The organism is Streptomyces sp. JW3, assembly GCF_052216785.1.
GTDB lineage: Bacteria > Actinomycetota > Actinomycetes > Streptomycetales > Streptomycetaceae > Streptomyces.
In genome coordinates this window covers 38,107-61,616 of sequence record NZ_JBQOUX010000042.1, presented here as the reverse complement: position 1 = coordinate 61,616, position 23,510 = coordinate 38,107, and the positions used below count along the sequence as shown (strand labels likewise).

Below are 23,510 nucleotides of genomic sequence, written 5' to 3'. Positions count from 1 at the left end.
GCCGCGGTCCGCTGGTGCGGAGCGCGGCGGCCCGGGAGGGGGAGCGTCAGCCGGATTTGCGGCGGAAGTTGCGGCTCTGGCCCTTGGGCCCGTTCAGGCCCTTGATCTTCTGCCTGCCGTCCTGGTGTGCCTGCTGGGACCTGCTGGCGCGGGCCTTGCGCTCCAGCGCCTCCTGGAACTTGCGCTTGGCCTCGGTCTGCTCGTCGGTCTTCTCGGTCTTCTTTTCCGGGCTGTCGGTCATGTGGGGGTCTCCTTCATTCGGTGGTCGGACGGTGGCTCGGTGGGGCTCAGGCGGACGGAGCGGGGCTCCGGTCCCGGGCCGGGAGGGCGAGATGGCCGCCCCGCCAGCGCTCGCGCAGCCGGCGGTCGTGCGAGACGAGGACGAGGGTGCCGGGGTAACCGCGCAGGGCCTCTTCGAGTTCCTCGGCGAGGGCCGGCGAGAGGTGGTTCGTGGGCTCGTCGAGGAGCAGGATGTCGCAGGGGCGGCTGAGCAGCCGGGCCAGGGCGAGCCGCTGCCGCTGGCCGGTGGACAGGTCGGTGACCCGGGCGGTGAGGCGGTCGGGGGCGAACAGGCCGAGGGCGAGGAGCCGTTCGGTGTGTTCCTCCGGGGTGCCGGGCAGGCCGCGGGCGTAGGTCTGGAGGACGGTCGCGCCGGGCCGGCCGGAGACGGGCTCCTGGGGCAGGTGACCGGCGCGGCCGCGCCGGGTCAGCCGGCCCGCGTCGGGGGCGAGCCGGCCGGCCAGCAGGCGCAGCAGGGTGGACTTCCCGGTGCCGTTGTCCCCGGTGACCAGCAGCCGCCCGCCGGCCGCGACGGTGAGGTCGACGGGGGCCAGCCTGCCCTGCACGGTGAGGCCGGTGGCGGTGAGGGCCGTGCCGGTCAGCGGGCTCGGCCGGAACGCGGGCGCGAAGCGGAGCGGCTCCGGGGGCGCGGGGACGGGATCGGCGAGGAGGCGGTCCAGCCGCTGCCCGGCGCTGCGCACGCGGCCGGCCAGGGCCTGCTGGACGCGGCCGGCGGCCATGCCGTAGGCCATCTTGTTCTTGTCCTGGATGCCGCGGCCGGGGGCGACCCGGCGGGCGGTGGTGGCGGTGCTCTCCCGCAGGGCGTCGATCTCGGCCTGCCGGCGGGCGTGTTCCTGGGCCTGGCGGACGCGGGCGGCGGCTTTCTCGGCGAGGTAGCCGGCGTAGCCGTTGCCGTAGCGGGTGACGGTGTGCCGGTCGGCGTCGACCTCCAGGAGGGTGGTGGCGACGCGTTCCAGGAAGGCGCGGTCGTGGGAGACGACGACGGTGGTGCCGCGGCGGCCGCGCAGGTGGTCTTCCAGCCAGGTCAGGGCGGCCGCGTCGAGGTGGTTGGTGGGCTCGTCCAGGAGCAGCGCCTCGGGATCGGAGGCGAGGACGGCGGCCAGCCGCAGCCGGGCCTGTTCGCCGCCGGAGAGGGCGCCGACGGCCCGGTCGCGGGGCAGGTGGGGCAGGCCGAGTCCGTGCAGGGCGCGCTCGACGCGGGCGTCCGCCTGGTAGCCGCCGCGCAGTTCGAAGGCGGTGGTCAGCGCGCCGTACTCGGTGAGCGCGGCGTCCTCGCCCGCGGTCATCGCCGTTTCCAGCGCGCGCATCCGGCGCTCGAGGGCGCGCAGGTCGCTCAGTGCCTCGTCGACGACCTGCTGGACGCTGTGGTGGGGCGGCAGCCGGCCGTCCTGCGGGAGGTGGCCGAGGCCGCCGTCGCTCTGGACGACGACGTCACCGCTGTCGGGCCGCTCGGCACCGGCGAGCAGCCGCAGCAGGGTGCTCTTGCCGGAACCGTTCTCCCCCACCACACCGGTGCGTTCACCGGTGGTGAGGGTGCAGGTGACGGAGTCAAGGACGAGCCGGCCGTGGTACGACTTCGTCACGGCGCGGGCGGTGAGCTGCGTGGGCATGCGAGTACTCCGGAACGTTCGCGAGCGAGGCGGCCCGGGTGGGCCGCTGGGTCGGGAGAACGTTCTGGATGAGCATGTCCGCTCCGTTGCCTCGACGACAGTACCCCCACACGCTGGCACGCATCCGACGGCGGGGCAACCGAGTTTTTCCGGACAGCCGGACAGCCGGACAGCCGGACAGCCGGACGAGAGGGCGAGCGGGCGAGCGGGTCAGTCGTCGGGGCGGCAGCAGGAGCCGCGCCGCAGCCGGTGGGCCACGTCGAGCCACGAGCCGGTTTCCGGGGGCGGTTGCGGAACGGTGCCGTAGGCGGCGGTCAGCTCGGCCGTGCGGTGCGGAGTTCCGGCGCGCAGGACGGCGCAGGTGCGCACGAGGTGGCCGAAGTCACGGAACGGGTCGCCGTCGACGAAGGTGAGGTCGGCGAGCTTGCCCGGTTCGACCGTGCCGAGGTCGGCGGAGCGGCCGAACAGCCGGGCCGGGACGGTGGTGACGGTGTGCAGCGCCTGGGCGGCGGTGAAGCCGTGGCCGTGCAGGGCGCGCAGGCCGAGGTGGAGCGACAGGCCGGCCGGTACCAGCGGTGCGTCGGTGCCCAGGGCCAGGGTGGCACCGGCCTCGGCGAGCCGCCGGTAGTTGCCCATCTCCACGGCCAGGGCGTGCCGTTCGGCGTCGGTGGCCGCGGCGCCGGCGCGGTCGCGGACGGCGGCGGCGTCCCAGGGCGGCAGCAGGGCGCTCACCCGGGGGTCGGCGGCCAGCGCGGGGTCGGCGGCGAGCAGGATCTGCGCGGTGAACGGCGTGCCGATCAGAGCGAAGCGGCCGTCGGCGTACTGCGCGGCCAGGTCCTGGTGGAGGTGGCCCTGGGGGGTGGTGGCGTGGCCGTACGGCAGGCGCTGGGTGGCCTGGAGGTGGGTGGTCAGGTCCTGTCCCGCCGCGCGGCCGGGTGCGCACAGGTGGCTGCCGCAGGGCACGCCCAGCGTGTGGGCGGCCGCGGCGGCCTCGGCCATGACGGAACCGGAGGCGCGTACATACGTCTTGACGAAGTCGACGTCGAGGGCGGCGGCCCGGCGCAGGGTGCGCCGCACACCGGCGGTGGTGCGGTGGGCCCGGCCCATGCTGTACGCGGTCCGGGCGCCGTCGACGAGTTCCGCGCAGGCCAGCAGGCGGGGGCCGGTGCTGTGGCCGCTGTCGGTGGATTCCCGCAGCCGGACGGCGTCGTAGAGGGAGCCGCCGAGACAGGCGGTGGTGGTGATGCCGTAGGCGAGGGCCGCGAGGTTCTGCCGGGCCCCGTAGGTGGCGGTGTAGGGGTGGGTGTGGCTGTCGAACAGGCCGGGCAGCACGGTCTGCTGGGAGGCGTCGAGGGTGCGGTGGCCGGGGCGGCGGGCGCGGTGCGGTTCGACGGCGCTGATCCGGCCGTCGCGGACGAGGATGTCGACGTCGTGCCGCGGGGGCGTGCCGGTGCCGTCCCAGAGCTGCCCGGCGTGGACCCGCAGTGGTTCGCGGCGGTCGGGGCGGGCGGGGCGGGTGGTGATCCCGGCGGTGCCCAGCGTCCGGGTCGCGAAGCCGCCGCTGTCTTCGCCGTCGCCCAGGGTGAGCAGGCGCAGCCGTCCGCGGGAGAGGTAGAGCAGGGTGCGGGAGTCGGCGGCCCAGCTGGGGTGGTCGGCCGGTTCGTCGGTGAGCCGGCGGGCGGGGCCGGCCGGGGTGCCGGCGGGGGTGACGGGCAGCAGCCAGAGGGCCGATTCGGCGACCAGTGCCAGGTGCCGGCCGTCGGGCGACCACACCGGTCCGGCGGCGGCCCGGTCGGACAGCGACTGGTGGGGCGCGGGCAGGTGGCGCCGGTCGGTGCCGGTGCGGGTGTCGACGACCCGGATGAGGTGGTAGCCCTCGCGGAAGCGGTGGTTGAGCCGGTTGCGGTCGCAGAAGGCCAGGTAGCGGCCGTCCGGTGACCAGGTGGGCGCGCCGGGTGGTCCGTCGGCGGACAGCGGCCGGGCGATCACCCGCTCGGTGCCGGTGGCCAGGGTGCGCAGCAGGAGGTTGCCGGTGACGTCCTGGCAGGCCAGTCGGGAGCCGTCCGGGGAGAGCGCCGGGTACAGCCGGCCGCCGCCGGCGACGAGTTCGTCGCGGTCGCCGTCCAGGTGCCGGCGGCGGACGGCGGCCAGTCCGTCGCGGTCGGTGCAGTAGAGCAGGCTGCGTCCGTCGGGGGCCCAGGCGGGCATCTGGAGATGGTGCACCGGGGCCTCGCGCACCAGGGCGCGCGGCTCCCCGCCGACCGGCAGCAGCCACAGGGTGCCGAGCGCGGCGAAGGCCACGCCGCGTCCGTCGGGCGACAGCGCCGGGAGGTGGATGCCGCGCACCGGGACGGGGCGGTCCGGATCGTACGGGCGGGCCTTGGGCCGCCATCGGTTGCGGGGCACCGGCAGGTGGGCGGCGAAGGGGATGTCCCGGGCGGACCGGCTGCCGGAGGCGGCGCTGAGGGTACGGATCCGGATGCGGCCGTCGGCGACGTACAGCAGCCGGTCCTCGTCGAGCCAGCAGGGCGGCGCCGCGGCGAGGTCCTCGTCGTCGGTGACCACCCGGCCGTCCACCAGCAGCGCGGTCCGCGTGGCCGGTGCGGACGTCGAGGCGCCCGCATCGGACAGCCGCAGCCAGGCGACCCGGCCCGCCGGGGAGACGGCGGGGCACGTCAGGCGGCCCGCGGTCACGGTGTGCAGGGTCTGCGCCGCGCCGCCGGTGAGGGGTACGCGCACCAGTGTCCGGCCGCCGTCTGAGGTGCCGTCGGGCAGATGCGCGGCGCGTACGCAGACCAGGGACCGTCCGTCCGGTGACCAGACGGGGTCCTGGTCGTCGAAGGCCCCGCCGGTCACCCGGCGCGCGCGGCCGCCGTCGGGGTCGCAGGTCCACAGGCCGTAGGCGGTGCCGGCCACCGGGTCGCCGCCCCGCTCGGAGGCGAAGGCGAGCCGGGTCCCGTCGGGCGACCAGGCCACGCCGCGGTCGTCCCACGGCCCGTCGGTCAGGCGCCGCGGCCCGCCGCCGTCCGCCCGCAGCGTCCACAGGTGGAAGCCGCCGCCCCGGTAACCCACCAGGGCCACCGTCGTGCCGTCGGGCGACAGCGCGGGGCGGGTCGCCTCCAGCTCCCAGTCGGTCAGCCGCACGGCGGTGCCGCCCGCCCGGGGAATCCGCCAGAGGACTCCCTGCACCTCGGCGATCAGGACGTCGCCGCCCCGGGCGGCGGTGACCGACCCGCCGGTCAGCTCGGTGAAGGCGACCGAGTCCGGTGCCGGTCGCCGGGCCGTCGGGTCCGGGTGCGCGGCCGCGGGTCCGGCCACGGCCGGGAGGGCGGCCGTGGCCGCCGCCGCGCCCAGGAAGCCGCGCCGGCTGACCCGGCCGGAGTCCGTCGCGCGGCCGGTCCCGTCCACCGGTTCCGGCCGGCTCATGAGCCGGGACGTTCGATGCGCAGGACGTCCTGCTGATGCGCCATCAGGTATCCGCCGTCCTCCGTCGCGAAGTGCCGCTGTACGTACTCCTCCACGGCCTGCCGCGCGGGCCGGGCACTGCCGGGGAAACTGAGCAGGAAGCCGGCCACGGTGACCGTCTCCGCCAGGTCGGTGCTGCGGTAGTGGGCGGGCACGGTCTCCATCCGCAGGTCACCGGCCGGGCTGTCCGCAGCGGCGGCGAGTTCGTCCGCGAGGTCCCGCAGGCCGAGGCGGACGCCGGTGAAGTGGCGCACCATCCGCATGCACGCGTTGTCCGGGTCCTGCTGGACGACCAGCAGGGTGCCGCCCGGCCGGACCCAGCCGAGGACCCGGCGGACCGTGCGGGCCCAGTCCTCGCGGGGGATGTAGTACAGCACGTGGGAGAGCAGTGCCAGGTCGGCGCCGACGCCGGGGTCGGCCCGGAGCACCGGCTCGGTCAGCACCTGCGCGTCGGGGCAGGTGCGGGCGAGGGCCCTGCGCATCGGTTCGCTGGGTTCGACGCAGACGGTGCGCTGGAAGGACCGGCCGACGTGCCGGGTGGTCGTGCCGTCGGCGGGGCCCACGTCGAGGAACACCCGCCGGGCGGGCAGCCCGCGCACCACCTCGTCGAGGTAGGCGTGCAGGACGGCCTTCTCGTCGCTGCGGGCGAGGAACCGGGTGAACGCGTCGTGGTAGGCGTCCTCGTCGGTCCGCAGACCACCTGTGGTCAGGGTCTTCGGCGGCTCCATACCTGGGTCCCCTTTCGAGGGTCTCGCGGCGGGTCACGACGACTGGACCCTGCCACCGCGGGCCGCCCGGCCGGTGCAGGGCGCGCGTCCGCCCGGAGCGCACGGAAGCACGGGCGGGTGTGCGCGTACGCCCGCGGGCCGCCGCGCGGACCCCGGACGCTTCGACCGCCCCCCTTTCGGGGGAGCCCCGGCCCGGACGCCGGCGGCGGGCCGGATGGCGCTGTCCGGGCGGTGGCTGGTCGGCCCGTGCGCCCCGCACTACCGTGCCGTCGTGGAGCTCTTCTCGCGCTGCTGGGCGGCGCTGCGCGCGGTGGTCGCCGGGGTGCCGGACGCGGACTTCGCCCGGCCGTCCGGCTGTACCGGCCGGCTGTGCCGGGTCCTGGTCTGTCATCTGGTCATCGACGCCCAGGACGTCCCGATCCTCCTCGCCACCCCGGTCGACGCCGCGCCCACCCGGGACGCGGCGACGTACGGGGAGATCACCGGGGCACCGCCGGCCGGTGACGACCCCCTCGACGCGCTGACCGTGCGGCTGGCCGCCGCGTACCGTGTCCCCGGGTTGCTCAAGTTCCATCTGGACGACGTGGGCCGGGCCGCCGGGGCGGCCGATCCGGGCCGGATGGTGCGGCGCGGGACCGGGTCGGGCCGTTGGCCGCACGGCTGCCGTTCGTGCTCGGATGACCGGCGGCGGGTCAGTCGCCGAGGGCCTCCCGGACCGTGGGGTAGCAGCCGATGAGCCCGTCGACGCCCAGGATGTCGAACACGCGCAGGATCGTCGGCGAGCACGCCGCCAGCCGTATCCAGCCGTCGCGGGACCGCGCGGCGCGGTGGGCCTGGATCAGCGCGTTGATGCCGGCCGTGTCCATGAAGGACACCGAAGCCAGGTCGACGACCGTGAACGGGGCCGGAACACCGGACGGCAGCAGCGCCTGGCGCACCTCGGCGCCGACGTCCTGGTCGATGTCACCGCGCAGCGTCACCACGGTGACACCGTCGGGGGTGAGCGAGCGCACCGCGGAGAACGGTTGCGGGGTCATGGCACACGTCGTCCTTTCCCGTGCTTGGTCTCGGACCAGAATCGACCCCGGCCGCCATACCTGTCAACTGATACCTGAAATCGTGTTCCTATTTACCATTGCATGAAACACACGTCATACTCAGGAATCATGGGTGGAGTACCTGAGCCACACACCGGCTGGACATTTCTGACGAACCACGCCCGCGTCCTGGCGGTGATCGCCGACGATCCGAGCGCGCGCGTGCGGGACATCGCCGCGCACTGCCGGCTCACCGAGCGCGCGGTGCACAAGATAATCGCGGACCTGGAGGAGGACGGCTACCTCTCCCACACCCGTCGGGGGCGGTCGAACGTCTACCGGATCGAACCGGGTGTCCCGCTGCGGCACCCCGCCGAGGCGGAGGCCGGTCTGACCGTGGCCGCGGTCCTGTCCGTCCTGGCCCGGCACGACGCGCAGCGCGGCCCCAAGTCCTAGACCGGGGTTCAAGGGCCGTCGTCGGCCGGGTCCCGGCGCAGAGCCAGGAACGCGACGTCGTCGGTGCGCCGGCCGGTGGGGCCGGCCTTCGCCAGAGGGTCGCCGATCAGCAGGTCCAGGTCCCGGTCGTCGGCCTCGGCGGAGTGGCGCGCGAGGCGGGCGACGGGCTCGTCGAGGTCGGCGACCTGATCAGGCTCGGCGACGGCGCCGTCCAGCGCCACGACGCGGCCGCCGCCCTCATGGGGCAGGTCCGGACCGCCGTCCCCGCGGGCGCGGCCCGCGGCACCTCGCCCCGGCAGGGCCTGACCGGCACCAACCGGCTGCTGACCGACCTCGCCCCCGACCTGTTCACCAGCTGCCTCTACGCGCACCTGGACTTCGTGCGCGGCCGGGTGTCGCCCGGCCGCGCTGCTCGGCATCTACCCCGACGCCGTGTTCCGGCACCGCGAGATCCCGTTCGGACCGTGGCTACCCGCGCGGGGCGGTCGGCATGGCGGCGGACGGTGTCGGGGTCTCCGTCTCACAGTCATGGAACCTTCACCTCGGGCAGCCGCTCAGGGACCGCACAGCGGGCACCCGGTTCAGTGCTGTCGGTGAAGGGGGCCCTGATGATCGTCGTCGCCGTTCTGCTGCTGCCGGCCCTGGGGCTCGTGCTCTACGGGATGGACCGGCTGGAGGACCGGCTGTTCGGTCCGCCCCGGGAGCCGTCGCCGGTGCGGCACGGGCGCCGCCGGCATCTGCGGCTGATCGGCGGCACGGCGACGGAGCACCGCCATCGCCGGGCCACCGGTGACGAGGACCGGCGCACGGACGCCGCCTGACGCCGGCCGTCTGGTAGCCGCTGTCGGGGGTACTCGCGCGCTTCAGGGACGCCGGGACCGCGGCGCGGACCCGGCAAGCGGCGAACGGAACGGGAGATGATCACCGTGGCGACCATGAGCACACGGCCGCCCTCCGCCGGGGCGGACGGACACGGGCCGGGGCACGGACCGGGGCAGGAGCCGGTGAGCGAGCTGGTGCAGCGGGCCTCGCAGCAGCTGACCGAGCTGGTGCGCGGCGAACTGAAACTGGCGCAGGCGGAGATGAAGGAGAAGGGGAAGCGGTACGGCAAGGGCGGCGGCATGTTCGGCGGCGCCGGCCTGGTGGGCTTCCTGATGCTCCAGGCCCTGGTGGCCACCGCGATCGCCGCGCTGGCGGTCCCGCTGCCCGTGTGGGCCGCGGCGCTGATCGTGACCGCGGTGCTCGGCGTGATCGCCGCGGTGCTGGCCCTGACCGGGAAGAAGCAGGTCAGCCGGGCGGCGCCGCCGACACCGCAGCGGACCATCGAGAACGTCAAGGCCGATGTGGCCGAGATCAAGGGGAGCGCACACCGATGACCCAGCCGCCGCACGACGAGCCGACCGCGCAGAACCCCGAGGAACTGCGCCGGCAGGTGGAACGCACCCGCCAGGAACTGGGCGAGACAGTGGAGGCGCTGGCGGCCAGGACGGACGTCAAGGCCCGCGCCCAGGAGAAGGCGAACCAGACCAAGGAACAGGCCGCGGCGATGGCCGGCCAGGCCAGGCAGCAGGCCGCCGCGGTGACCGGACAGGCCAAGGCCAAGGCCGGCGAGGTGGCGCAGCAGGTCCGGGACAAGGTGCCGGATCCGGTCCGGGACAAGGCCGCCCGGGCCACCGGGCAGGCCCGCGCCACGGCGTCCCGGGCCGGCCAGGTCTGGCACGACAAGGCGCCGAAGCCGGTACGGGAGAAGACCGACCGGGCGGCCCGGGCGGCCCGGGACAACCGCGTCCTGCTGCTGGCCGGCGCGGGCACGGGCACCGTACTGCTCTGGCTGGCACTGCGGCGCCGGGGGAACTGACCCGGGCGGCGACCTCCGCCCGCGCACCCCTCGCCCACACGCCTCGGCGCGACGTGCCGCCTGGGCGCGCCTCCGCCCGGGCGGCAATGGGGCGGGAGCGGCCCGCTGGGGTGCGCCGCGCCGCTTCGGCTGACGCTGCGGCGCCGAGGAACTGACCCGGACCGCGAACGCCCGCCCGAGCACCCCGGCACGACGCCCCGACCGGGCGCGGGCCCTGTTGCCGGCGGCCGGCTTCGGGGCGGGCGCGGGCCTTTTGCCGCGGCCGGCTTCGGGCTGGCGCGGCCCGTGGGGCCGGACCGGGTAGGTGAGGTCGTCGGGGCCGGGCCCTCCCGGCGTCCCGTGCGAGGGTGCCGGTCCTGTCGAGGCGTCCGGCGCAGTGCCCGGCCGCCGTGCGGAATAATGCACGTATGCGGATCTCAGCCAGGGCGGACTACGCGGTACGTGCCGCGCTGCAACTCGTCGCGTCGGGGGATGACGGGCCGGTGAAGGCGGAGGCCATCGCCGACGCCCAGGACATCCCGCACAAGTTCCTCGAGGGCATCCTCAGCGACATGCGCCGCGGCGGGCTCGTGGTCAGCCAGCGCGGCGGCAACGGCGGGTACCGGCTGGCCAAGCCGGCCGCCGCCATCTCCATCGCCGACGTGATCCGCGTCGTGGACGGCCCCCTGGTCTCGGTACGCGGAGTGCGCCCGCCGGAGCTGTCCTACCGGGGCCCCGCCCAGTCGCTGCTGCCGCTGTGGATCGCGCTGCGTTCCAATGTCCGCGAGATTCTGGACGGCGTGACGCTGGCCGACGTCGCGGCGGCCGAACTGCCCGCCGAGGTGGCCGCGTTGACCGACACTCCGGGGGCCTGGACCAACCCCTGATCCGTCCGCCCCTCACCGTCGTGTCTCACATGATGGGACGCGGCTGACCATCATATGAACAACCCCTTGGGGTAGGCGTCACCTTCTGCCACGATCCCTATCAACCCGGTGGGAAAACTAGGAATCGAGGGGTGACCATGAGCACGCTCAGCCGCGCAGGCCGGTCCCTGCCCCTGCTCACCTCCCGTCGGCACATCGACCTCCTCCGCACGTCCAGCGCCGTCTGTCCCAACGGCTGAGAGACGGCGTCCGCATCGCCGTACCGCCCCTGGACGTTCCCCCCGGCCCGCGCCGCCCGTGCCTCCGCAGCTCCGTGCCCACGCACCTTCCGAAAGGACACCTCCGTGTCTGCCGCCAGACCGTTCACCGCCCTGCGCACCCTCGCCGCCCTGGCGGCGCTCCCCCTTCTGCTGACGGCCTGCGGCTACGGCTCCGAGTCCACCGACGACGACACCCCAAGCGGCGTCGCCGCGAACGCGAAGAAGCTCTCCGCCGACGAGGTCAAGATCGGCTACTTCCCGAACCTCACCCACGCCACCGCGCTGGTCGGCGTCCAGGAGGGCCTGTTCCAGAAGGAGCTGGGCGGCACCACGATCAAGGCGTCGACCTTCAACGCCGGCCCGTCCGAGATCGAGGCGCTGAACTCCGGGTCCATCGACATCGGCTGGATCGGCCCCTCCCCCGCCGTCAACGGCTACACCAAGTCGGACGGCAAGAACCTGCGGATCATCGGCGGTTCCGCCTCCGGCGGGGTCAAGCTCGTGGTCAACCCGGACAAGATCAAGACCACGGACGACCTCAAGGGCAAGAAGATAGCCACCCCGCAGCTCGGCAACACCCAGGACGTCGCGTTCCTCAACTGGATCGCGGAACAGGGCTGGAAGGTCGACGCCGAGAGCGGCAAGGGCGACGTCTCCGTGGTCCGCTCGGACAACAAGGTGACCCCGGACGCCTACAAGTCCGGCTCCATCGACGGCGCCTGGGTGCCGGAGCCGACCGCCTCCAAGCTGGTCGCGGACGGCGCCAAGGTGCTGCTGGACGAGTCCGACCTGTGGCCGGACAAGAAGTTCGTCATCACCAACATCATCGTGTCGCAGAAGTTCCTCAAGGAGCACCCCGACGTGGTCGAGGCGGTGCTGCGCGGCTCGGTCAGGACCAACAAGTGGATCAACGCCAACCCCGACGAGGCGAAGGCGTCCGCCAACAAGGCGCTGGAGAAGCTCTCCGGCAAGGCGCTGCCGGCCGAGGTCATCGACCCGGCGTGGAAGTCCATCACGTTCCTGGACGACCCGCTGGCCGCCACCCTGGACACCGAGGCGGAGCACGCGGTGAGGGCCGGTCTGCTGGAGCAGCCGAACCTCCAGGGCATCTACGACCTCGCGCCGCTGAACAAGGTCCTCAAGGCCGAGGGCGAGGCCGAGGTCGACGACGCCGGTCTCGGCACCGAGTGACCCGGCGACAACGACCCCGCTCGTGAGATCCATGAAGCTCCCAGGAGGTGACGACCATGGCCACCGCGACCGCCAAGGCCGCTGAGGACACCGGGACCGCGACGCCCGCCGCTCGGGTCGAGCACGTCTCGAAGTCCTTCCCCGCGCCGGGGGCGCCCGGCGGACAGCAACGCGTCCTCGACGACATCACCCTCGATGTCGCGCCGGGTGAGTTCGTCACCCTCCTGGGGGCCTCCGGGTGTGGCAAGTCCACGCTGCTGAACCTGGTGGCCGGGCTCGACGCGCCGTCCGCGGGTGCCATCAACACGGACGGCAGGCCCGCCCTGATGTTCCAGGAGCACGCGCTGTTCCCGTGGCTGACGGCGGGCAAGAACATCGAACTCGCGCTGAAGATGCGCGGGGTGGCGAAGCCCGAGCGGCGGCCGGAGGCGGAGCGGCTGCTCGAACTGGTCCGGCTGCACGGCGCGTACGGCAAGCGGGTGCACGAACTGTCCGGCGGGATGCGGCAGCGCGTCGCGCTGGCCCGGGCGCTGGCCCAGGACAGCAGGCTGCTGCTGATGGACGAACCGTTCGCGGCGCTGGACGCCATCACCCGGGACGTACTGCACGACGAACTGACCCGGATCTGGCGGGAGACCGGCCTGTCGGTGCTGTTCGTCACGCACAACGTGCGCGAGGCGGTGCGGCTGGCCCAGCGGGTGGTGCTGCTGTCGTCGCGGCCCGGGCGGATCGCCCGGTCCTGGACGGTCGGCATCCCGCAGCCGCGCCGCCTGGAGGACAGCGCGGTCGCCGAGCTGTCCGCCGAGATCACCGAAGAACTACGGGGGGAGATCCGCCGCCATGGCCAGCACTGACACCGATCCGGCACCGGGGCACGACAAGGCGTCGCAGGACCTGGCCGGGCTGGAGGCCGGGCTCGACGCGCTGGACACCGTGCAGGTGAGCCGTACGCCGCTGCGCGAGACCCTGCTGCGCAAGGTGCTGCCGCCGGTCACCGCCGTCGCCCTGGTCCTGGTCGTCTGGCAGGTCCTGGTGTGGGCGCAGGTCGCGCCGTCGTACAAGCTGCCCTCGCCGTCCGCGGTGTGGGACGAGGTGTCCACCGCGTGGCTCGAGGGCACGCTGCTCGGCTACATCTGGACCTCCGTCTCCCGGGGTCTGCTGGGCTTCCTGCTGGCACTGGTCATCGGCACTCCGCTCGGACTGCTGGTCGCCCGGGTGAGGTTCGTCCGGGCCGCGATCGGGCCGATCCTGTCCGGGCTCCAGTCGCTGCCGTCCGTCGCCTGGGTGCCGCCCGCGGTGATCTGGCTGGGCCTCGACGACAAGATGATGTACGCGGTGATCCTGCTCGGTGCCGTGCCGTCGATCGCCAACGGTCTGGTGGCCGGGGTGGACCAGATTCCGCCGCTGTTCCTGCGGGCCGGCCGGACGCTGGGCGCCACCGGGCTGCGCGGTGCCTGGCACATCGTGATGCCGGCCGCGCTGCCCGGCTACCTCGCGGGGCTCAAGCAGGGCTGGGCCTTCTCCTGGCGGTCGCTGATGGCGGCCGAGATCATCGCGTCCTCGCCCGATCTGGGCGTGGGGCTGGGCCAGTTGCTGGAGAACGGCCGCAACAACTCCAGCATGTCACAGGTGTTCCTGGCCATCCTGCTGATCCTGGTGGTGGGCATCGCCGTGGACCTGCTGGTCTTCAGTCCGCTGGAGCGGCGGGTGCTGCGCGGCCGGGGACTGCTGGTCACCCGCTGAGACCCACCCGTACCAGGAAGATCACACGATGACGAAGGCACCGGCCGTACGCGGCCGGTGCCTTCGCGGGTGCCCGCCGGTGCAGCGCGGGTGCCCGCCGGTTCAGACCGCCTCGGCCGTGACACCGTCGCGGGCGGGCGCGGACCAGTCCAGAATGCGCAGCGCCGCACCGGCCGCCTCCGGTCCGCGGCAGTGCGCGTCGTGCCGGCGGGCGATGCCGTCCAGGTCGAGGTGCGGGCCGAAGGCGGGGTGGGCGGCCAGCCGCCGGGCGTAGGCCCACAACCGGGGATGGGCCGCGATCCGCTGCACGGCACAGGCGTCCAGGTGCCGGCGGTGCACGGTGTCGAGCCGCACCAGGGCCACCCACAGCTCGACGTCGGCGGCGGTGAGCTCGTCGCCGAGCAGGTACGGACCGGTGGCCAGCCGCCACTCCAGGGAGCCGAGGACGCGCAGCAGCGAGCCGAGGGCGGCGGTGCGGGACGCCGGGGCGGCGTCGGCCTGTCCGGCCGTCTGGGCCGCGTCGTTGATGCCGTGCTCGCACAGGCGTCGCACGGCGTCGATCTCCTCGTCCTGGCCGCAGGGGTACAGCACCGGACGGCAGCGGTCCGCGGGGCCGAAGTGCCGGGCCAGGTCGCGCAGGATGTCGGGGGTGTGGGTGCTGACGATCCGGCCGGTCCAGTCGTCGCCGAGCACGGGCGCGGTGGCCGGTCCCGGGTGGCGGTGCGAGCTGGCCTCGTACAGAGGGCGCAGGGCCGTGTGGCCGCCGCCGGGTTCGTCGGGCACGGCGGGCAGCAGGGTCACCGGGAGGACGTCGTCGAGGCCGAGCAGGCGGTGGGTGATGGCGATGCCCAGACAGTGCGGGCAGGCCAGCGAGAGGTGGAGCCGGTAGCGGCGGGGCGCGGCGTAGTGACCGCTGCGCGGGTCACGGCCGATCCGGCCCCGGAACGACGGCAGGGACGGCACGGCTGGCGAGGGCGTGGCGGGCATGTTTCTCCCTGGGGACGGTTCCGGTGGGGGCGGTCGCGGCGTGCGGTGCCGTCAGGCGGGGAGGGCGAACGGAGGGTGTGCTCCGCTGAGGAAGTAGTCCCCGACCTGCCGCAGTCCGTGGGCGACGGGGTGGTAGAGGGTGTGGGTGCGGGCGTTGCGCCAGAAGCGGTCGAATCCGTGGCGTGAGGAGGCGGCGCCGGGGCCGATGACGTCCAGGGTGCGGGTGGTGATGTCGTGGACGGCGCGCGCGGCGGCGGCTTCGGCGGCGGCGGCCAGTACGGAGATCTCGGCGCACTCGTCGTCGGTGAGGTCCTCGCCGCGGGCCAGTCCGTCGTCGAGGGCGGCCACGGCCTGGTCGGCGAGGGCGGACGCGGCTCGCGCGTCGACGGTGAGTTCGCCGTAGGTGACCAGTACGTGCGGGTCCTGGGCGAGTCCGTCCTGCCAGGCCGGGAGGCCGGCCACGGGGTAGTCGCCGAGCGGGGTGCGATCGCCGGCCCGGCTGTACTCCCGGGTCCTGGTGTACTCGCGGGCCTCGGCGAGCACTCCTTCGGCGATGCCCAGACAGAGCTGGGCGGAGACCAGCCGGGCGGTGGCGGCCGCGAGGCCCGCGAACGGCGGCAGCGCGCCCTCGTCGGCGGAGAGCGAGCCCAGCACCGCGTCGGCCGCGACCGGTACGGCGTCGAACTCCACGCTGCCGCCGCCGGACAGCCGCTGTCCGAACGCGTCCCCGTCGTCGCCGCTGGTCACGCCGGGGTGGGCGGGGTCGACCAGGACGGCCAGCGGTTCGCCGCTGTCGGAGCGGGCGGCGCGGACGGCCAGCCGGTCGGCGACCCGGGCACCGCCGACGGTGCCCTGCCGCCCGTTCAGCAGGTAGCCGCCACTGTCGTCCGGGGTGAGCCGCAGGGGCGGTTCGTGGGCGGCGAAGCCGCCGCCCCAGCACCACTGGCCGGCGGCGGAGTCCCGGGCGATCCGTGCGGCCGTCTCGGGGCCGGCGAAGAAGCGGGCCGTCCAGGACAGCACGTAGTGGCCGCCCAGGAGTTGGCCGATGGCGCCGTCGGCCGCGGCGATCTCCCGGACGACGGCGTGCGCCGTGCCCCAGTCCGCCCCGCCCCCGCCGTGTTCGGCGGCGATCAGCAGGGTCAGCAGTCCGGCCTCGCGGAGCCGGTCGACCTCGTCGAACGGGGGTTTGCCGGCCTGGTCGCGGGTGATGGCGTCGGTGGCCAGGTCGTCGGCCACCTCACGGGCGACGCGCAGCCAGTGCGTACGGCCGCGCCGCGCGCCCGCCGGGCCCGTGGCCGTCGTGGCCGGGTCGAGGGCCGTCACGGCCGGGTCGAGGGCGGTCACGGCCGGGTCGGGGGCGGTCGTCACATCCATGCCCGGCCCCTCGGTGACCGGCGGCCGGACAGCGGGCCGGGCTGTGGCAGTGCCACGGTCGTTCCTCCTCAGGACTGGTCCCGGGACGCGGGGCCGGAACACCCCGGCCGGCCGGGGGTGTACTTGTAGCCCACGCGCCGGACGGTGACGATCCGGTGCCGGTGGGCGCGGCCGAGCTTGGCCCGGACCCGGGCGATGTGCACGTCGACGGTGCGGCCGTCGCCGATGTGGCCGTACCCCCAGACGCTGCCGATCAGTGACTCGCGGGAGAGCACCTGGTCGGGGTGGGCGACGAGGTGGGCGAGCAGCTCGAACTCCAGGTAGGTCAGGTCCAGTACGCGTCCGTCGATCCGCGCGATCCGGCGTACGGCGTCGACCTGGATCTCGCCGTCCGGCTCGGCCGGGCCCGGGCCGGCGGCGCCCGGCACAGGGGTGAGGGGATGGATGACCGGGCGCGGTCCGTCCGGGACGAACAGCCGGGCGGGGTCGGTGCCTTCCGGGACGAAGACGACGTAGCCGACGAGCGGCCCGGTGGCCCCGGCGGCCGGGTCGCCGGGCGGGTGCTCGGGCACCAGCCGCAGGTGGCGGGAGCCGGGGTCGGGGGCCGGGGTCTCGGACGGCAGAGGGGTGGTCATGACGGGCTCCTTGACAGGGGCGCCGGGCGGCCGGGCAGGGGAGGCGGCCGGGAGGAGGCGAGCGGCGAGAGAGCGGAAGAGGGTGGGGGCGTCCTACGGAAGACGGCAGACCGCGCTGGCGACGCGACAGAAGTCGACATGCCGACGGCGAACGAGCGGCTGCTGCGTACTGGACATGCGTTCCATCCTGCGCACCCGGACCACCCCCGGTCAACAGTTTCCTATAAATCCGGTAGGGATAATAGAGAAAGGGCGTTCAGCGACCCTTCAGTGGCCCTTCAGTGGCCGCTCCGGGCCGGCCGCGGCGCGGGCAGGCCGAGGTGCTCGCGCAGGGTGCGGCCGGTGTAGGCGGTGCGCAGCAGGCCGCGTTCGCGCAGTACCGGTACGGCGTCGTGGACCACGGCGGCGAGGTCGGCGGGGGCTGAGGCCGGCAGCAGGTGGAAGCCGTCCACACCGCCGGCCGCCCGCCAGTCGGCGAGCAGGCCGGCGAGGTCCGCGCCGGTGCCGGTGAACCGGGCTTCGGCGGGCGGCAACCGCTCCCCTCTCCCACCGAGTCCGACGGCGAGCCGCAGCAGCACCCGGAGCCCCTCCGGGTCCCGCCCGGCCTCGGTCACCCGGCGGCGCAGCGCCGCTCGGGCCAGCCGGGCGGTGGCCGGGCCGTCGGCGTCGAGCAGCACCAGATCGGCGTGGGACGCGGCCAGTTCCCACTGCCCGTCCGTGTCGTGCACGTCGAGGGCGACGGCGACGGGGAGCCGGCCCTGCGGCGGGCGGGGCGCGGGGGACGCGGTGTCCCGGCCGTCCCACAGCCGCGCCGCCGCCGCCACGGTGCCGGCGGCCGCCGCCCACCGGTCGGGCCCCGAAGTCAGGTACCGGCGGCCGGAGTCGGCCTCGTCGGCGGGCATGTCCACAAGCCAGCCGGCCCGGCCGCCGCTGGCGGAGTCGAGGCCGGCCAGCACGGCGGCGGCGCGCGGCGGACCGGCCCGGCCGGCCGACACGGCCGACACGGCCGACACGGCCGGCACCAGGCCGACGCGGCTCGTCACCGGTGCGATGCCGGTCAGCGGCGCGGTGTCGGCGGCGGTGACGAAGTCCAGGGTGCCCTGTTCCGCGAGGCGGGCCAGCTCGGCCCAGCGGGAGGCGCTGTCGTCGTCCGGCGCCACGTCCAGCGCCACGGAGAGGTGAAGTCGGCGGGACATGGGCTCAGTCCCTCACTGTCCGGTCCTGGGCAGGCCGGGCGGGTTGATCTCCGACTTGGTCACGGCCTCGTCGGACAGGCCCCAGCGGGCGAGGACCTGGGCGTACGTCCCGTTGTCGATGACCTCGTTCAGCGCGTCGGCGAGCGGCCGGACCAGTCCGCTGTCCTTCTTGGTGGTGGCCGCGATCAGGCCCTGCACGGTCTCACCGGCCCCGGAGTACGTGCCGACGACCTCCGTCTTCTGGCCACTGGCCACGTGGTAGGCGGCGGTCGGATTGGGGCCGAGGTAGAGGTCGATGCGGCCGGACTGGAGCGCGAGGTAGGTGTCGCTGTCGCTCTGGTAGTACTTGATGTCGACCGGCTTCCGGCCGGCCCTCACGTTCTCCTTCGACCACTGGACGAGCAGCTTCTCCTGGTTGGTGCCGCTGCTCACGGCGACCGTCAGTCCGGCCACGTCCTCGGGCCCGTCGACCTTCAGGCCGCTGCCCTTCTTCGCCTCGAAGCCGAGGTTGTCCTCGCGGTAGGTGGCGAAGTCGTACTTCTCCTTGCGCTCCTCGGTGACGGTGATGTTGCTGAATCCCACGTCGTACTTGGCGCTGTCGAGGCCCACGAAGATGTTCTCCCAGGAGACCGGGGTGGTGTCGATGCTCAGGCCGAGGACGTCGCCGACCAGGTGGGCGATGTCGGTCTCGACGCCGATGACGGTCTTGTTGTCGGTGGCGTAGAAGTTCAGCGGCGCCGCGGAGGAGGACGAGGCGACGACCTCCAGGGTGCCTCTGTCGCGGATCTTCGCCGGCACCCGGGCGGCTATGGAACCGACCTTCGCCGTGCTGACGCGTTTCTGGTCGGCACTCAGGTTGATCCTCGTCTTGGTGCCCAAGGTGTCCGCGACCTCGGTGGTGGAGCCGTCGGAGGGGTCGGAGCAGCCGGCGAGGACGAGGGCGGTGGCGAGTCCGATCGCGGTGGTGGTGGCGGTGCGGGCGAGGGCGGGCACGGTGGTTCTCCTGGGGTGGTGGTGGGGGCGGTCAGAGGACTTTGGCGAGGAAGGCACGGGTGCGTTGGTGCCGCGGGGTGTCCAGGACGGCGGCGGGCGGGCCCTGTTCGACGACGACACCGCCGTCCATGAAGACCACGGTGTCGGCGACCTCGCGGGCGAAGCCGATCTCATGGGTGACCACGATCATGGTGGTGCCGGTGCCGGCCAGGTCCTTGATGACGTCGAGGACCTCGCCGACCAGCTCGGGGTCGAGCGCCGAGGTGGGTTCGTCGAAGAGCAGCACCTTGGGTTCCAGGGCGAGCGCGCGGGCGATGGCGACCCGCTGCTGCTGACCGCCGGAGAGCTGGCGTGGATAGGCGGCGGCCTTGTCGGCGAGTCCGACCCGGTCCAGCAGCCGGTGTGCCGTCTCCGCGGCCGCCGCGCGCGGGCGGCCGAGCGCGGAGACGGGCGCCTCGACGAGGTTCTCCAGGACGGTGAGGTGCGGGAAGAGGTTGAAGTCCTGAAAGACGAACCCGATGTGGGTGCGCTGCCTGAGGACGTCCTTCTCCTTCAGTTCGTGCAGGGTGTCTCCGGAGCGGCGGTAGCCGATGAGTTCGCCGTCGATGCTGATCCAGCCGCGGTCGACCTTCTCCAGGTGGTTGATGGTGCGCAGCAGCGTGGACTTGCCGGAGCCGGAGGGCCCGAGGATCACGGTGACCTGCCCGGCGTCCACCCGCAGGTCGACGCCGCGCAGCACCTGGAGCGGGCCGAAACTCTTGTGGACGCCGCGGATGTCCACCATGACCTCGCTCATCGGCTCTCTCCCGGTTCCTTCAGTGGTAGTGCCTTCAGTGGTAGTTCCTTCGGTGGTAGTTCCTTCAGCGGTACGACGGGCTGGTCCCGCCGGGCGGCCGCCGCGCGCAGGGAGCGGACGGAGTACCGGACGCGCTGGAGCGGCGTGGGCGGCGGGGTGCGGTCGGCGCCGCGGGCGAAGCGACGCTCGACGTAGTACTGGGCGACCGACAGCACGGAGGTCAGCAGCACGTACCAGGCGGTGGCCACCAGCAGCAGCGGGATCACCCGGCCGTTGCGGCCGTAGACGACCTGGACCTGGTAGAAGAGTTCGCCGATGGCCATCACGTAGACCACCGAGGTGCCTTTGAGCAGGCCGATGATCTCGTTGCCGGCGGTGGGCAGGATGGCGCGCATGGCCTGCGGCAGCACGATCCGGCGGATTTGCCGCAGCCGGGGGATGCCCAGGGCGGCGGCCGCCTCCAGTTGGCCCGGGTCGACCGAGACGACGCCGCCGCGGACGATCTCGGCGGCGTAGGCGGCCTGGTGCAGGGAGAGGCCGATGACGGCGGCGCCGATGGTGCCGATGAGGCTGTCGCTGTCCACCGACCAGAACACCGGTCCGAAGGGGATGCCGACGCCCAGCCGTTCGTACAGGGCGCTGAGGTTGAACCAGAACACCAGCTGGACGATCATCGGGATGGAGCGGAAGATCCAGATGTAGCTCCAGGCGACGGTCTGGAGCAGCGGGCTGCGCGACAGCCGCATGAAGGCCAGGACGGTGCCGAGCAGGAAGCCGAGCACGGTGGCGTAGGCGGTCAGCTGGAGGGTGACCCAGACCGCTTCGACGATCGTCTCGGACAGCACGTAGTCGCCGAAGACGTCCCATTCCCAAACCGGGTTGGTGGCCAGGCCGTGCCCGAACTGGGCGACCAGCACGGCCACGACGACGGCCGCCGCCCAGCGGGCGTGGTGGCGGGCGGGGACGACCTCGAGGGCGGCCGGGTCGTCGGGCGGCGGCGGGAGCACGGCGGTGCCCGGCGGGGCGGCGGGTTCGGTGGTGAGTCGCATGGCGGGGTTCCCGGTCGGCTCAGGTGTGTTCGGGCGGGTTGATCCGCGACGCGTCGATCGCGGAGGCGGAGGTGCCCCACTTCTTCAGGATCCGGGCGTACGTGCCGTCCTCGATCAGTTCGTCGACGGCGGCCTGGAACGCCTTGGTGAGCGGGGAGCCCTTCTTGAAGGCGAAGCCGACGTCGAGGCGGTGGTACTCGCCGAGGAAGGCGGTGCCCGAGGCGGGCTGCGCGGCCTGGTAGCGCAGGCCGTTGATGGTCGACATGATCACGTCGATGCGGCCCTGCTGGAGCGCGGTGAGGGTGGCGCCGTTCTCCGAGTAGACCTTGACGTCGTAGGGCTTCTTCCCGGCATCCGCGCACACGTGCTTCTGCGCGTTCAGGGTGGCTTCGAAGGTGGTGCCGGCGTTGGTGCCGATGGTCAGGCCGCACAGCTGGGTGAGGTCGGTGACCTTCTTCTTCAGCGTGCCGCTGCCCTTCTTCACCGCGAAGCCCTGGCCGTCGTCGATGTAGGTGACGAAGTCGATGGTCCTCAGGCGTTCGGTGGTGACGCCGAAGTTGCCGGTGCCGACGTCGTACTTGCCGCTTTCGAGGGCGGGCAGGATCGTCTCGAAGGACGCGTCCTGGCGTCGCACCGTGATGCCGAGGACCTTGGCGACGGCGTCGGTGAGGTCGATGTCCTGACCCTCGGGCTCCTGGTCGGAGCCGTTCGGGAAGTAGGCGGAGGGCGGCGCCCCGGCCGAGTTGCCCACCCGCAGGACGCCCGCCTCGCGTACGTCGGCGGGCAGCAGGGCGGCGGCCGACGCCACCTTGCGCACGGCGGCGACCGGGTCGTCGGTGGGGGCCGGTGACTGGGCGCCCGCCGGTGCCGTGCCGTCGGTGCTGCCGGAGCCGCAGGCGGTCAGCGCCAGCAGCGGCAGCAGGGCGAGGGCGGTGGCGAGGCGCGGGCGGACCCGGACCGCGGTGGGCGTCACGAGGTGTGCTCCTTCACGTACTCGAGGTGCTTCAGGTGTTTCTCGAACGGCAGTGGCCCGATGGTCTCCGGGTCGGCGGTGGTGTCGAACAGCGGTGTGTAGCCGGTGGCCAGATACAGGCCGCGGGCCTCGGGCTGGCGGGGTCCGGTGGTCAGGCAGATCCGCCGGTAGCCGCGTACCCGTGCCTCGTGTTCGAGTTCGGTGACGACCCGGCGGGCCAGGCCGCGGCGACGGTGCGCGGAGTGCGTCCACATGCGTTTCAGCTCGGCGGTGTCGGCGTCGTAGCGGCGGAAGGCGCCGCCCGCCACCGGTTCGGCGCGGTCCAGGAGGAGCAGCAGCGCGCCGCCGTGCGGGGCGGTGAACTCCTCGTCCGGGTAGCGGGCCAGTTCGGCGTGGGCGTCCTTGCCGTAGCGGCGGGAGTACTCGTCGCCGAGTTCGCGCAGCAGGGGCCGCACCCGCGGGTCGGACACCGGTACCTGAACCACCGTCAGCTCGGGGGCGGACGTCATCCGCGCACCGCCGCGAGGGTCTGGGGTGCGCGGGCCGCCCGCTCGGCGTCGCGCTTGGCGTCGCGCTTGGCGACCTCCTCGCGGACGATCGGGATGACGTACCGGCCGAAGTCGATGGCGTCGCCGAGCAGGTCGTAGCCGCGGGCGGAGAGGATGTCCACGCCGAGGTCGTAGTAGTCCAGGAGGGCCTGGGCGACCGTCTCCGGAGTGCCGACCAGGGCGTTGGAGTTGCCCGCGCCGCCGGTGGCGGCGGCGGTCGGGGTCCACAGGGCGCGGTCGTAGCGCTCCCCCGCCTCGGCGATGGCGATCAGCCGTTGCGAGCCGGTGTTCTGCGGCGGCCCGGCCTGCGGGCCGCCGCCGCGGTGGTGGCGGACCAGGCCGGCCTCGCGGCGCTGCCGGATGGTACCCACCGTGCGGTGCGCCTTCTCCCAGGCCAGTTCCTCGGTCGGCGCGATGATCGGGCGGAAGGCGACCTGGACGCGGGGCACGTCGGTGCGGCCGGCGGCCCGCGCGGCGGCCTTGACCCGCTCGATCTGCTCGGCGGTCCGCGCCAGCGGCTCACCCCACAGGCAGTAGATGTCGGCCTCGGCGCCGCCGGCCGCGTAGGCGGCGGGTGACGAGCCGCCGAACGAGACGCCGGGGCGGGGCTGTCGGACCGGGAAGACGTCGCTGACGAAGTCGTGGAAGCGGTAGTGCTCGCCCTCGTGGTCGAAGGGCTCGTGGGTGGTCCAGATCTTCTTGACGATGCCGATGTACTCCCGGGTGCGGGCGTAGCGCTCGTCCTTGGTGAGGGTGTCGCCCTCGCGGGCCTGCTCGTGGTCGTTGCCGCCGGTGATGAAATGGACGGTCAGCCGTCCCTCGCTGATCCGGTCGAGGGTGGCGAAGGTCTTCGCGGCGAAGGTGGGGTAGGACACGTTGGGCCGGTGCGCCAGCAGGATCTGGAGCCGGTCCAGCCGGCTCGCGATGTAGGCGGCGGCCGGTGCCGGATCGGGTGCTCCGGAGCCGTAGGCGAACAGCACCCGGTCCCAGCCGTGGTCCTCGTGCGCCCGGGCGAGCCGGAGCGTGTACTCCTTGTCGAAGGCGGCACCGGAGCGCGGCGCGGTCTCCGAACCGTCGTTGGTGGCGGCGATGCCAAGAAATTCCACGGGCATGGCAAGGGCCTTTCGCAGGGGCTGCCGGCCGCGCGCGTACGGGGGCCCGGCAGCCGCCGGTGGATGAGGAACGTGATGCGACGTAATGAGACGTACTGAGGGGTGATGCGACGTGAGACGCCGTGAGGGCACGTCAGAGCCGTGATGACGCCGAGAGGCGAAGAAGGACGAAGGAGCGGCAGCGCGCGTCCACGCGAAGAGGGAACTCGGCCCGCGACGGGGTCACCGAGGGAGGGAAGGGCCGGTCAGACAGCCCGCTGCCGAGTCAGGCGCAACACGCCGCGGACCACACCCGACCGAAGTCGATGTGGCCACGCGAGACCAAGCGCTGCT

26 protein-coding genes and 2 pseudogenes are annotated in these 23,510 nt (G+C 73.8%); 11 read left to right on the top strand and 17 right to left on the bottom strand.

What is annotated here, in order from left to right; translation table 11 throughout:
* Positions 1-46: 46 nt before the first annotated feature.
* From ACTT8P_RS18955 to ACTT8P_RS18940, 4 genes are all read right to left on the bottom strand, one after another.
* Positions 47-241 carry a DUF5302 domain-containing protein gene (locus ACTT8P_RS18955; RefSeq protein ID WP_442832836.1) on the bottom strand — a complete coding sequence of 65 codons (195 nt, stop codon included), beginning with the start codon at positions 239-241 and terminating at the stop codon, positions 47-49.
* Between the two features lie 46 nt (positions 242-287).
* Entirely contained in the window at positions 288-1,910 is a 1,623-nt protein-coding gene (abc-f, locus tag ACTT8P_RS18950; RefSeq protein WP_442832835.1) for a ribosomal protection-like ABC-F family protein, read from the bottom strand.
* Between the two features lie 210 nt (positions 1,911-2,120).
* Positions 2,121-5,336 (bottom strand): amidohydrolase family protein, encoded by a 3,216-nt coding sequence (locus tag ACTT8P_RS18945; protein ID WP_442832834.1) that lies wholly within the window; start codon positions 5,334-5,336, stop codon positions 2,121-2,123.
* A complete protein-coding gene (locus ACTT8P_RS18940) occupies positions 5,333-6,103 on the bottom strand; it encodes a class I SAM-dependent methyltransferase (RefSeq protein WP_442832833.1) in 771 nt (256 codons plus the stop codon). Before ACTT8P_RS18940 ends, ACTT8P_RS18945 begins: the two co-directional genes overlap by 4 nt.
* A 271-nt stretch (positions 6,104-6,374) precedes the next feature.
* Between ACTT8P_RS18940 and ACTT8P_RS18935 the strand changes: the two are divergent.
* A pseudogene (locus tag ACTT8P_RS18935) lies at positions 6,375-6,716 on the top strand (maleylpyruvate isomerase N-terminal domain-containing protein); the annotation flags it as partial.
* A 79-nt stretch (positions 6,717-6,795) separates the two neighbouring features.
* Here the strand turns inward: ACTT8P_RS18935 and ACTT8P_RS18930 are convergent.
* Positions 6,796-7,140, bottom strand: coding sequence for an STAS domain-containing protein (locus tag ACTT8P_RS18930; RefSeq protein ID WP_442832832.1), 345 nt, complete (start codon positions 7,138-7,140; stop codon positions 6,796-6,798).
* 129 nt (positions 7,141-7,269) lie between these two features.
* On the opposite strand from ACTT8P_RS18930, the gene ACTT8P_RS18925 reads away from it, so the two are divergent.
* Positions 7,270-7,596 (top strand): helix-turn-helix transcriptional regulator, encoded by a 327-nt coding sequence (locus ACTT8P_RS18925; RefSeq protein WP_442832831.1) that lies wholly within the window; start codon positions 7,270-7,272, stop codon positions 7,594-7,596.
* An 8-nt stretch (positions 7,597-7,604) separates the two neighbouring features.
* Here ACTT8P_RS18925 and ACTT8P_RS18920 read toward each other — a convergent pair whose 3' ends face one another.
* Positions 7,605-7,817, bottom strand: coding sequence for a hypothetical protein (locus tag ACTT8P_RS18920; RefSeq protein WP_442832830.1), 213 nt, complete (start codon positions 7,815-7,817; stop codon positions 7,605-7,607).
* 18 nt (positions 7,818-7,835) lie between these two features.
* Between ACTT8P_RS18920 and ACTT8P_RS18915 the strand changes: the two are divergent.
* The 9 genes and pseudogenes from ACTT8P_RS18915 to ACTT8P_RS18875 form a co-directional block, all read left to right on the top strand.
* A pseudogene (locus tag ACTT8P_RS18915) lies at positions 7,836-7,934 on the top strand (hypothetical protein); the annotation flags it as partial.
* A gap of 270 nt (positions 7,935-8,204) precedes the next feature.
* Complete coding sequence (locus ACTT8P_RS18910; protein WP_442832839.1) at positions 8,205-8,417, top strand: hypothetical protein; 213 nt, start codon at positions 8,205-8,207, stop codon at positions 8,415-8,417.
* 114 nt (positions 8,418-8,531) lie between these two features.
* Positions 8,532-8,972 (top strand): phage holin family protein, encoded by a 441-nt coding sequence (locus ACTT8P_RS18905; RefSeq protein ID WP_442832829.1) that lies wholly within the window; start codon positions 8,532-8,534, stop codon positions 8,970-8,972.
* Positions 8,969-9,454, top strand: a complete 486-nt coding sequence (locus ACTT8P_RS18900; protein ID WP_442832828.1) for a DUF3618 domain-containing protein — start codon at positions 8,969-8,971, stop codon at positions 9,452-9,454. Before ACTT8P_RS18905 ends, ACTT8P_RS18900 begins: the two co-directional genes overlap by 4 nt.
* A gap of 407 nt (positions 9,455-9,861) precedes the next feature.
* Positions 9,862-10,320 (top strand): RrF2 family transcriptional regulator, encoded by a 459-nt coding sequence (locus tag ACTT8P_RS18895; RefSeq protein WP_442832827.1) that lies wholly within the window; start codon positions 9,862-9,864, stop codon positions 10,318-10,320.
* Positions 10,321-10,457: 137 nt separating this feature from the next.
* Positions 10,458-10,559, top strand: a complete 102-nt coding sequence (locus ACTT8P_RS18890; RefSeq protein ID WP_442832826.1) for a putative leader peptide — start codon at positions 10,458-10,460, stop codon at positions 10,557-10,559.
* Between the two features lie 105 nt (positions 10,560-10,664).
* Complete coding sequence (locus tag ACTT8P_RS18885) at positions 10,665-11,771, top strand: ABC transporter substrate-binding protein (RefSeq protein ID WP_442832825.1); 1,107 nt, start codon at positions 10,665-10,667, stop codon at positions 11,769-11,771.
* Positions 11,772-11,827: 56 nt separating this feature from the next.
* Positions 11,828-12,625, top strand: a complete 798-nt coding sequence (locus ACTT8P_RS18880; protein WP_442832824.1) for an ABC transporter ATP-binding protein — start codon at positions 11,828-11,830, stop codon at positions 12,623-12,625.
* The gene (locus ACTT8P_RS18875) at positions 12,612-13,514 is read left to right on the top strand and encodes an ABC transporter permease (RefSeq protein ID WP_442832823.1); all 903 of its coding nucleotides are present in this window, start codon (positions 12,612-12,614) and stop codon (positions 13,512-13,514) included. Before ACTT8P_RS18880 ends, ACTT8P_RS18875 begins: the two co-directional genes overlap by 14 nt.
* Positions 13,515-13,616: 102 nt before the next feature.
* On the opposite strand, the gene ACTT8P_RS18870 is transcribed toward ACTT8P_RS18875, so the two are convergent.
* The 11 genes from ACTT8P_RS18870 to ACTT8P_RS18820 form a co-directional block, all read right to left on the bottom strand.
* Positions 13,617-14,501 carry a glutathione S-transferase C-terminal domain-containing protein gene (locus ACTT8P_RS18870; protein ID WP_442832822.1) on the bottom strand — a complete coding sequence of 295 codons (885 nt, stop codon included), beginning with the start codon at positions 14,499-14,501 and terminating at the stop codon, positions 13,617-13,619.
* A 51-nt stretch (positions 14,502-14,552) separates the two neighbouring features.
* Positions 14,553-15,875 (bottom strand): acyl-CoA dehydrogenase family protein, encoded by a 1,323-nt coding sequence (locus ACTT8P_RS18865; RefSeq protein WP_442832821.1) that lies wholly within the window; start codon positions 15,873-15,875, stop codon positions 14,553-14,555.
* Positions 15,876-15,943: 68 nt separating this feature from the next.
* Positions 15,944-16,510: a winged helix-turn-helix domain-containing protein gene (locus tag ACTT8P_RS18860; RefSeq protein WP_442832820.1), complete on the bottom strand. Its 567-nt coding sequence runs from the start codon at positions 16,508-16,510 to the stop codon at positions 15,944-15,946.
* Positions 16,511-16,603: 93 nt separating this feature from the next.
* Positions 16,604-16,687 carry a putative leader peptide gene (locus ACTT8P_RS18855; RefSeq protein WP_361160545.1) on the bottom strand — a complete coding sequence of 28 codons (84 nt, stop codon included), beginning with the start codon at positions 16,685-16,687 and terminating at the stop codon, positions 16,604-16,606.
* 101 nt (positions 16,688-16,788) lie between these two features.
* Positions 16,789-17,706 carry an LLM class flavin-dependent oxidoreductase gene (locus ACTT8P_RS18850; RefSeq protein WP_442832819.1) on the bottom strand — a complete coding sequence of 306 codons (918 nt, stop codon included), beginning with the start codon at positions 17,704-17,706 and terminating at the stop codon, positions 16,789-16,791.
* 12 nt (positions 17,707-17,718) lie between these two features.
* The gene (locus ACTT8P_RS18845; RefSeq protein WP_442832818.1) at positions 17,719-18,699 is read right to left on the bottom strand and encodes an ABC transporter substrate-binding protein; all 981 of its coding nucleotides are present in this window, start codon (positions 18,697-18,699) and stop codon (positions 17,719-17,721) included.
* 31 nt (positions 18,700-18,730) lie between these two features.
* Positions 18,731-19,495 (bottom strand): amino acid ABC transporter ATP-binding protein, encoded by a 765-nt coding sequence (locus tag ACTT8P_RS18840; protein WP_442832817.1) that lies wholly within the window; start codon positions 19,493-19,495, stop codon positions 18,731-18,733.
* The gene (locus ACTT8P_RS18835) at positions 19,492-20,544 is read right to left on the bottom strand and encodes an amino acid ABC transporter permease (RefSeq protein ID WP_442832816.1); all 1,053 of its coding nucleotides are present in this window, start codon (positions 20,542-20,544) and stop codon (positions 19,492-19,494) included. The genes ACTT8P_RS18840 and ACTT8P_RS18835 overlap by 4 nt, the downstream gene beginning before the upstream one ends.
* Before the next feature lie 19 nt (positions 20,545-20,563).
* Positions 20,564-21,517, bottom strand: a complete 954-nt coding sequence (locus ACTT8P_RS18830; protein WP_442832815.1) for an ABC transporter substrate-binding protein — start codon at positions 21,515-21,517, stop codon at positions 20,564-20,566.
* Complete coding sequence (locus ACTT8P_RS18825; RefSeq protein ID WP_442832814.1) at positions 21,514-22,026, bottom strand: GNAT family N-acetyltransferase; 513 nt, start codon at positions 22,024-22,026, stop codon at positions 21,514-21,516. The genes ACTT8P_RS18830 and ACTT8P_RS18825 overlap by 4 nt, the downstream gene beginning before the upstream one ends.
* Entirely contained in the window at positions 22,023-23,177 is a 1,155-nt protein-coding gene (locus ACTT8P_RS18820; RefSeq protein WP_442832813.1) for an LLM class flavin-dependent oxidoreductase, read from the bottom strand. The genes ACTT8P_RS18825 and ACTT8P_RS18820 overlap by 4 nt, the downstream gene beginning before the upstream one ends.
* Between the last annotated feature and the right edge of the window lie 333 nt (positions 23,178-23,510).

Coding starts and splice junctions, on each gene's coding strand:
- ACTT8P_RS18880 (WP_442832824.1), top strand. CDS start 11,828: ATGGCCACCGCGACCGCCAAGGCCGCTGAGGACACCGGGACCGCGACG.
- ACTT8P_RS18895 (WP_442832827.1), top strand. CDS start 9,862: ATGCGGATCTCAGCCAGGGCGGACTACGCGGTACGTGCCGCGCTGCAA.
- ACTT8P_RS18925 (WP_442832831.1), top strand. CDS start 7,270: ATGGGTGGAGTACCTGAGCCACACACCGGCTGGACATTTCTGACGAAC.
- ACTT8P_RS18875 (WP_442832823.1), top strand. CDS start 12,612: ATGGCCAGCACTGACACCGATCCGGCACCGGGGCACGACAAGGCGTCG.
- abc-f (WP_442832835.1), bottom strand. CDS start 1,910: ATGCCCACGCAGCTCACCGCCCGCGCCGTGACGAAGTCGTACCACGGC.
- ACTT8P_RS18840 (WP_442832817.1), bottom strand. CDS start 19,495: ATGAGCGAGGTCATGGTGGACATCCGCGGCGTCCACAAGAGTTTCGGC.
- ACTT8P_RS18855 (WP_361160545.1), bottom strand. CDS start 16,687: ATGTCCAGTACGCAGCAGCCGCTCGTTCGCCGTCGGCATGTCGACTTC.
- ACTT8P_RS18835 (WP_442832816.1), bottom strand. CDS start 20,544: ATGCGACTCACCACCGAACCCGCCGCCCCGCCGGGCACCGCCGTGCTC.
- ACTT8P_RS18870 (WP_442832822.1), bottom strand. CDS start 14,501: ATGCCCGCCACGCCCTCGCCAGCCGTGCCGTCCCTGCCGTCGTTCCGG.
- ACTT8P_RS18910 (WP_442832839.1), top strand. CDS start 8,205: ATGATCGTCGTCGCCGTTCTGCTGCTGCCGGCCCTGGGGCTCGTGCTC.
- ACTT8P_RS18860 (WP_442832820.1), bottom strand. CDS start 16,510: ATGACCACCCCTCTGCCGTCCGAGACCCCGGCCCCCGACCCCGGCTCC.
- ACTT8P_RS18825 (WP_442832814.1), bottom strand. CDS start 22,026: ATGACGTCCGCCCCCGAGCTGACGGTGGTTCAGGTACCGGTGTCCGAC.
- ACTT8P_RS18945 (WP_442832834.1), bottom strand. CDS start 5,336: ATGAGCCGGCCGGAACCGGTGGACGGGACCGGCCGCGCGACGGACTCC.
- ACTT8P_RS18900 (WP_442832828.1), top strand. CDS start 8,969: ATGACCCAGCCGCCGCACGACGAGCCGACCGCGCAGAACCCCGAGGAA.
- ACTT8P_RS18850 (WP_442832819.1), bottom strand. CDS start 17,706: ATGTCCCGCCGACTTCACCTCTCCGTGGCGCTGGACGTGGCGCCGGAC.
- ACTT8P_RS18865 (WP_442832821.1), bottom strand. CDS start 15,875: ATGGATGTGACGACCGCCCCCGACCCGGCCGTGACCGCCCTCGACCCG.
- ACTT8P_RS18940 (WP_442832833.1), bottom strand. CDS start 6,103: ATGGAGCCGCCGAAGACCCTGACCACAGGTGGTCTGCGGACCGACGAG.
- ACTT8P_RS18930 (WP_442832832.1), bottom strand. CDS start 7,140: ATGACCCCGCAACCGTTCTCCGCGGTGCGCTCGCTCACCCCCGACGGT.
- ACTT8P_RS18820 (WP_442832813.1), bottom strand. CDS start 23,177: ATGCCCGTGGAATTTCTTGGCATCGCCGCCACCAACGACGGTTCGGAG.
- ACTT8P_RS18905 (WP_442832829.1), top strand. CDS start 8,532: ATGAGCACACGGCCGCCCTCCGCCGGGGCGGACGGACACGGGCCGGGG.
- ACTT8P_RS18955 (WP_442832836.1), bottom strand. CDS start 241: ATGACCGACAGCCCGGAAAAGAAGACCGAGAAGACCGACGAGCAGACC.
- ACTT8P_RS18890 (WP_442832826.1), top strand. CDS start 10,458: ATGAGCACGCTCAGCCGCGCAGGCCGGTCCCTGCCCCTGCTCACCTCC.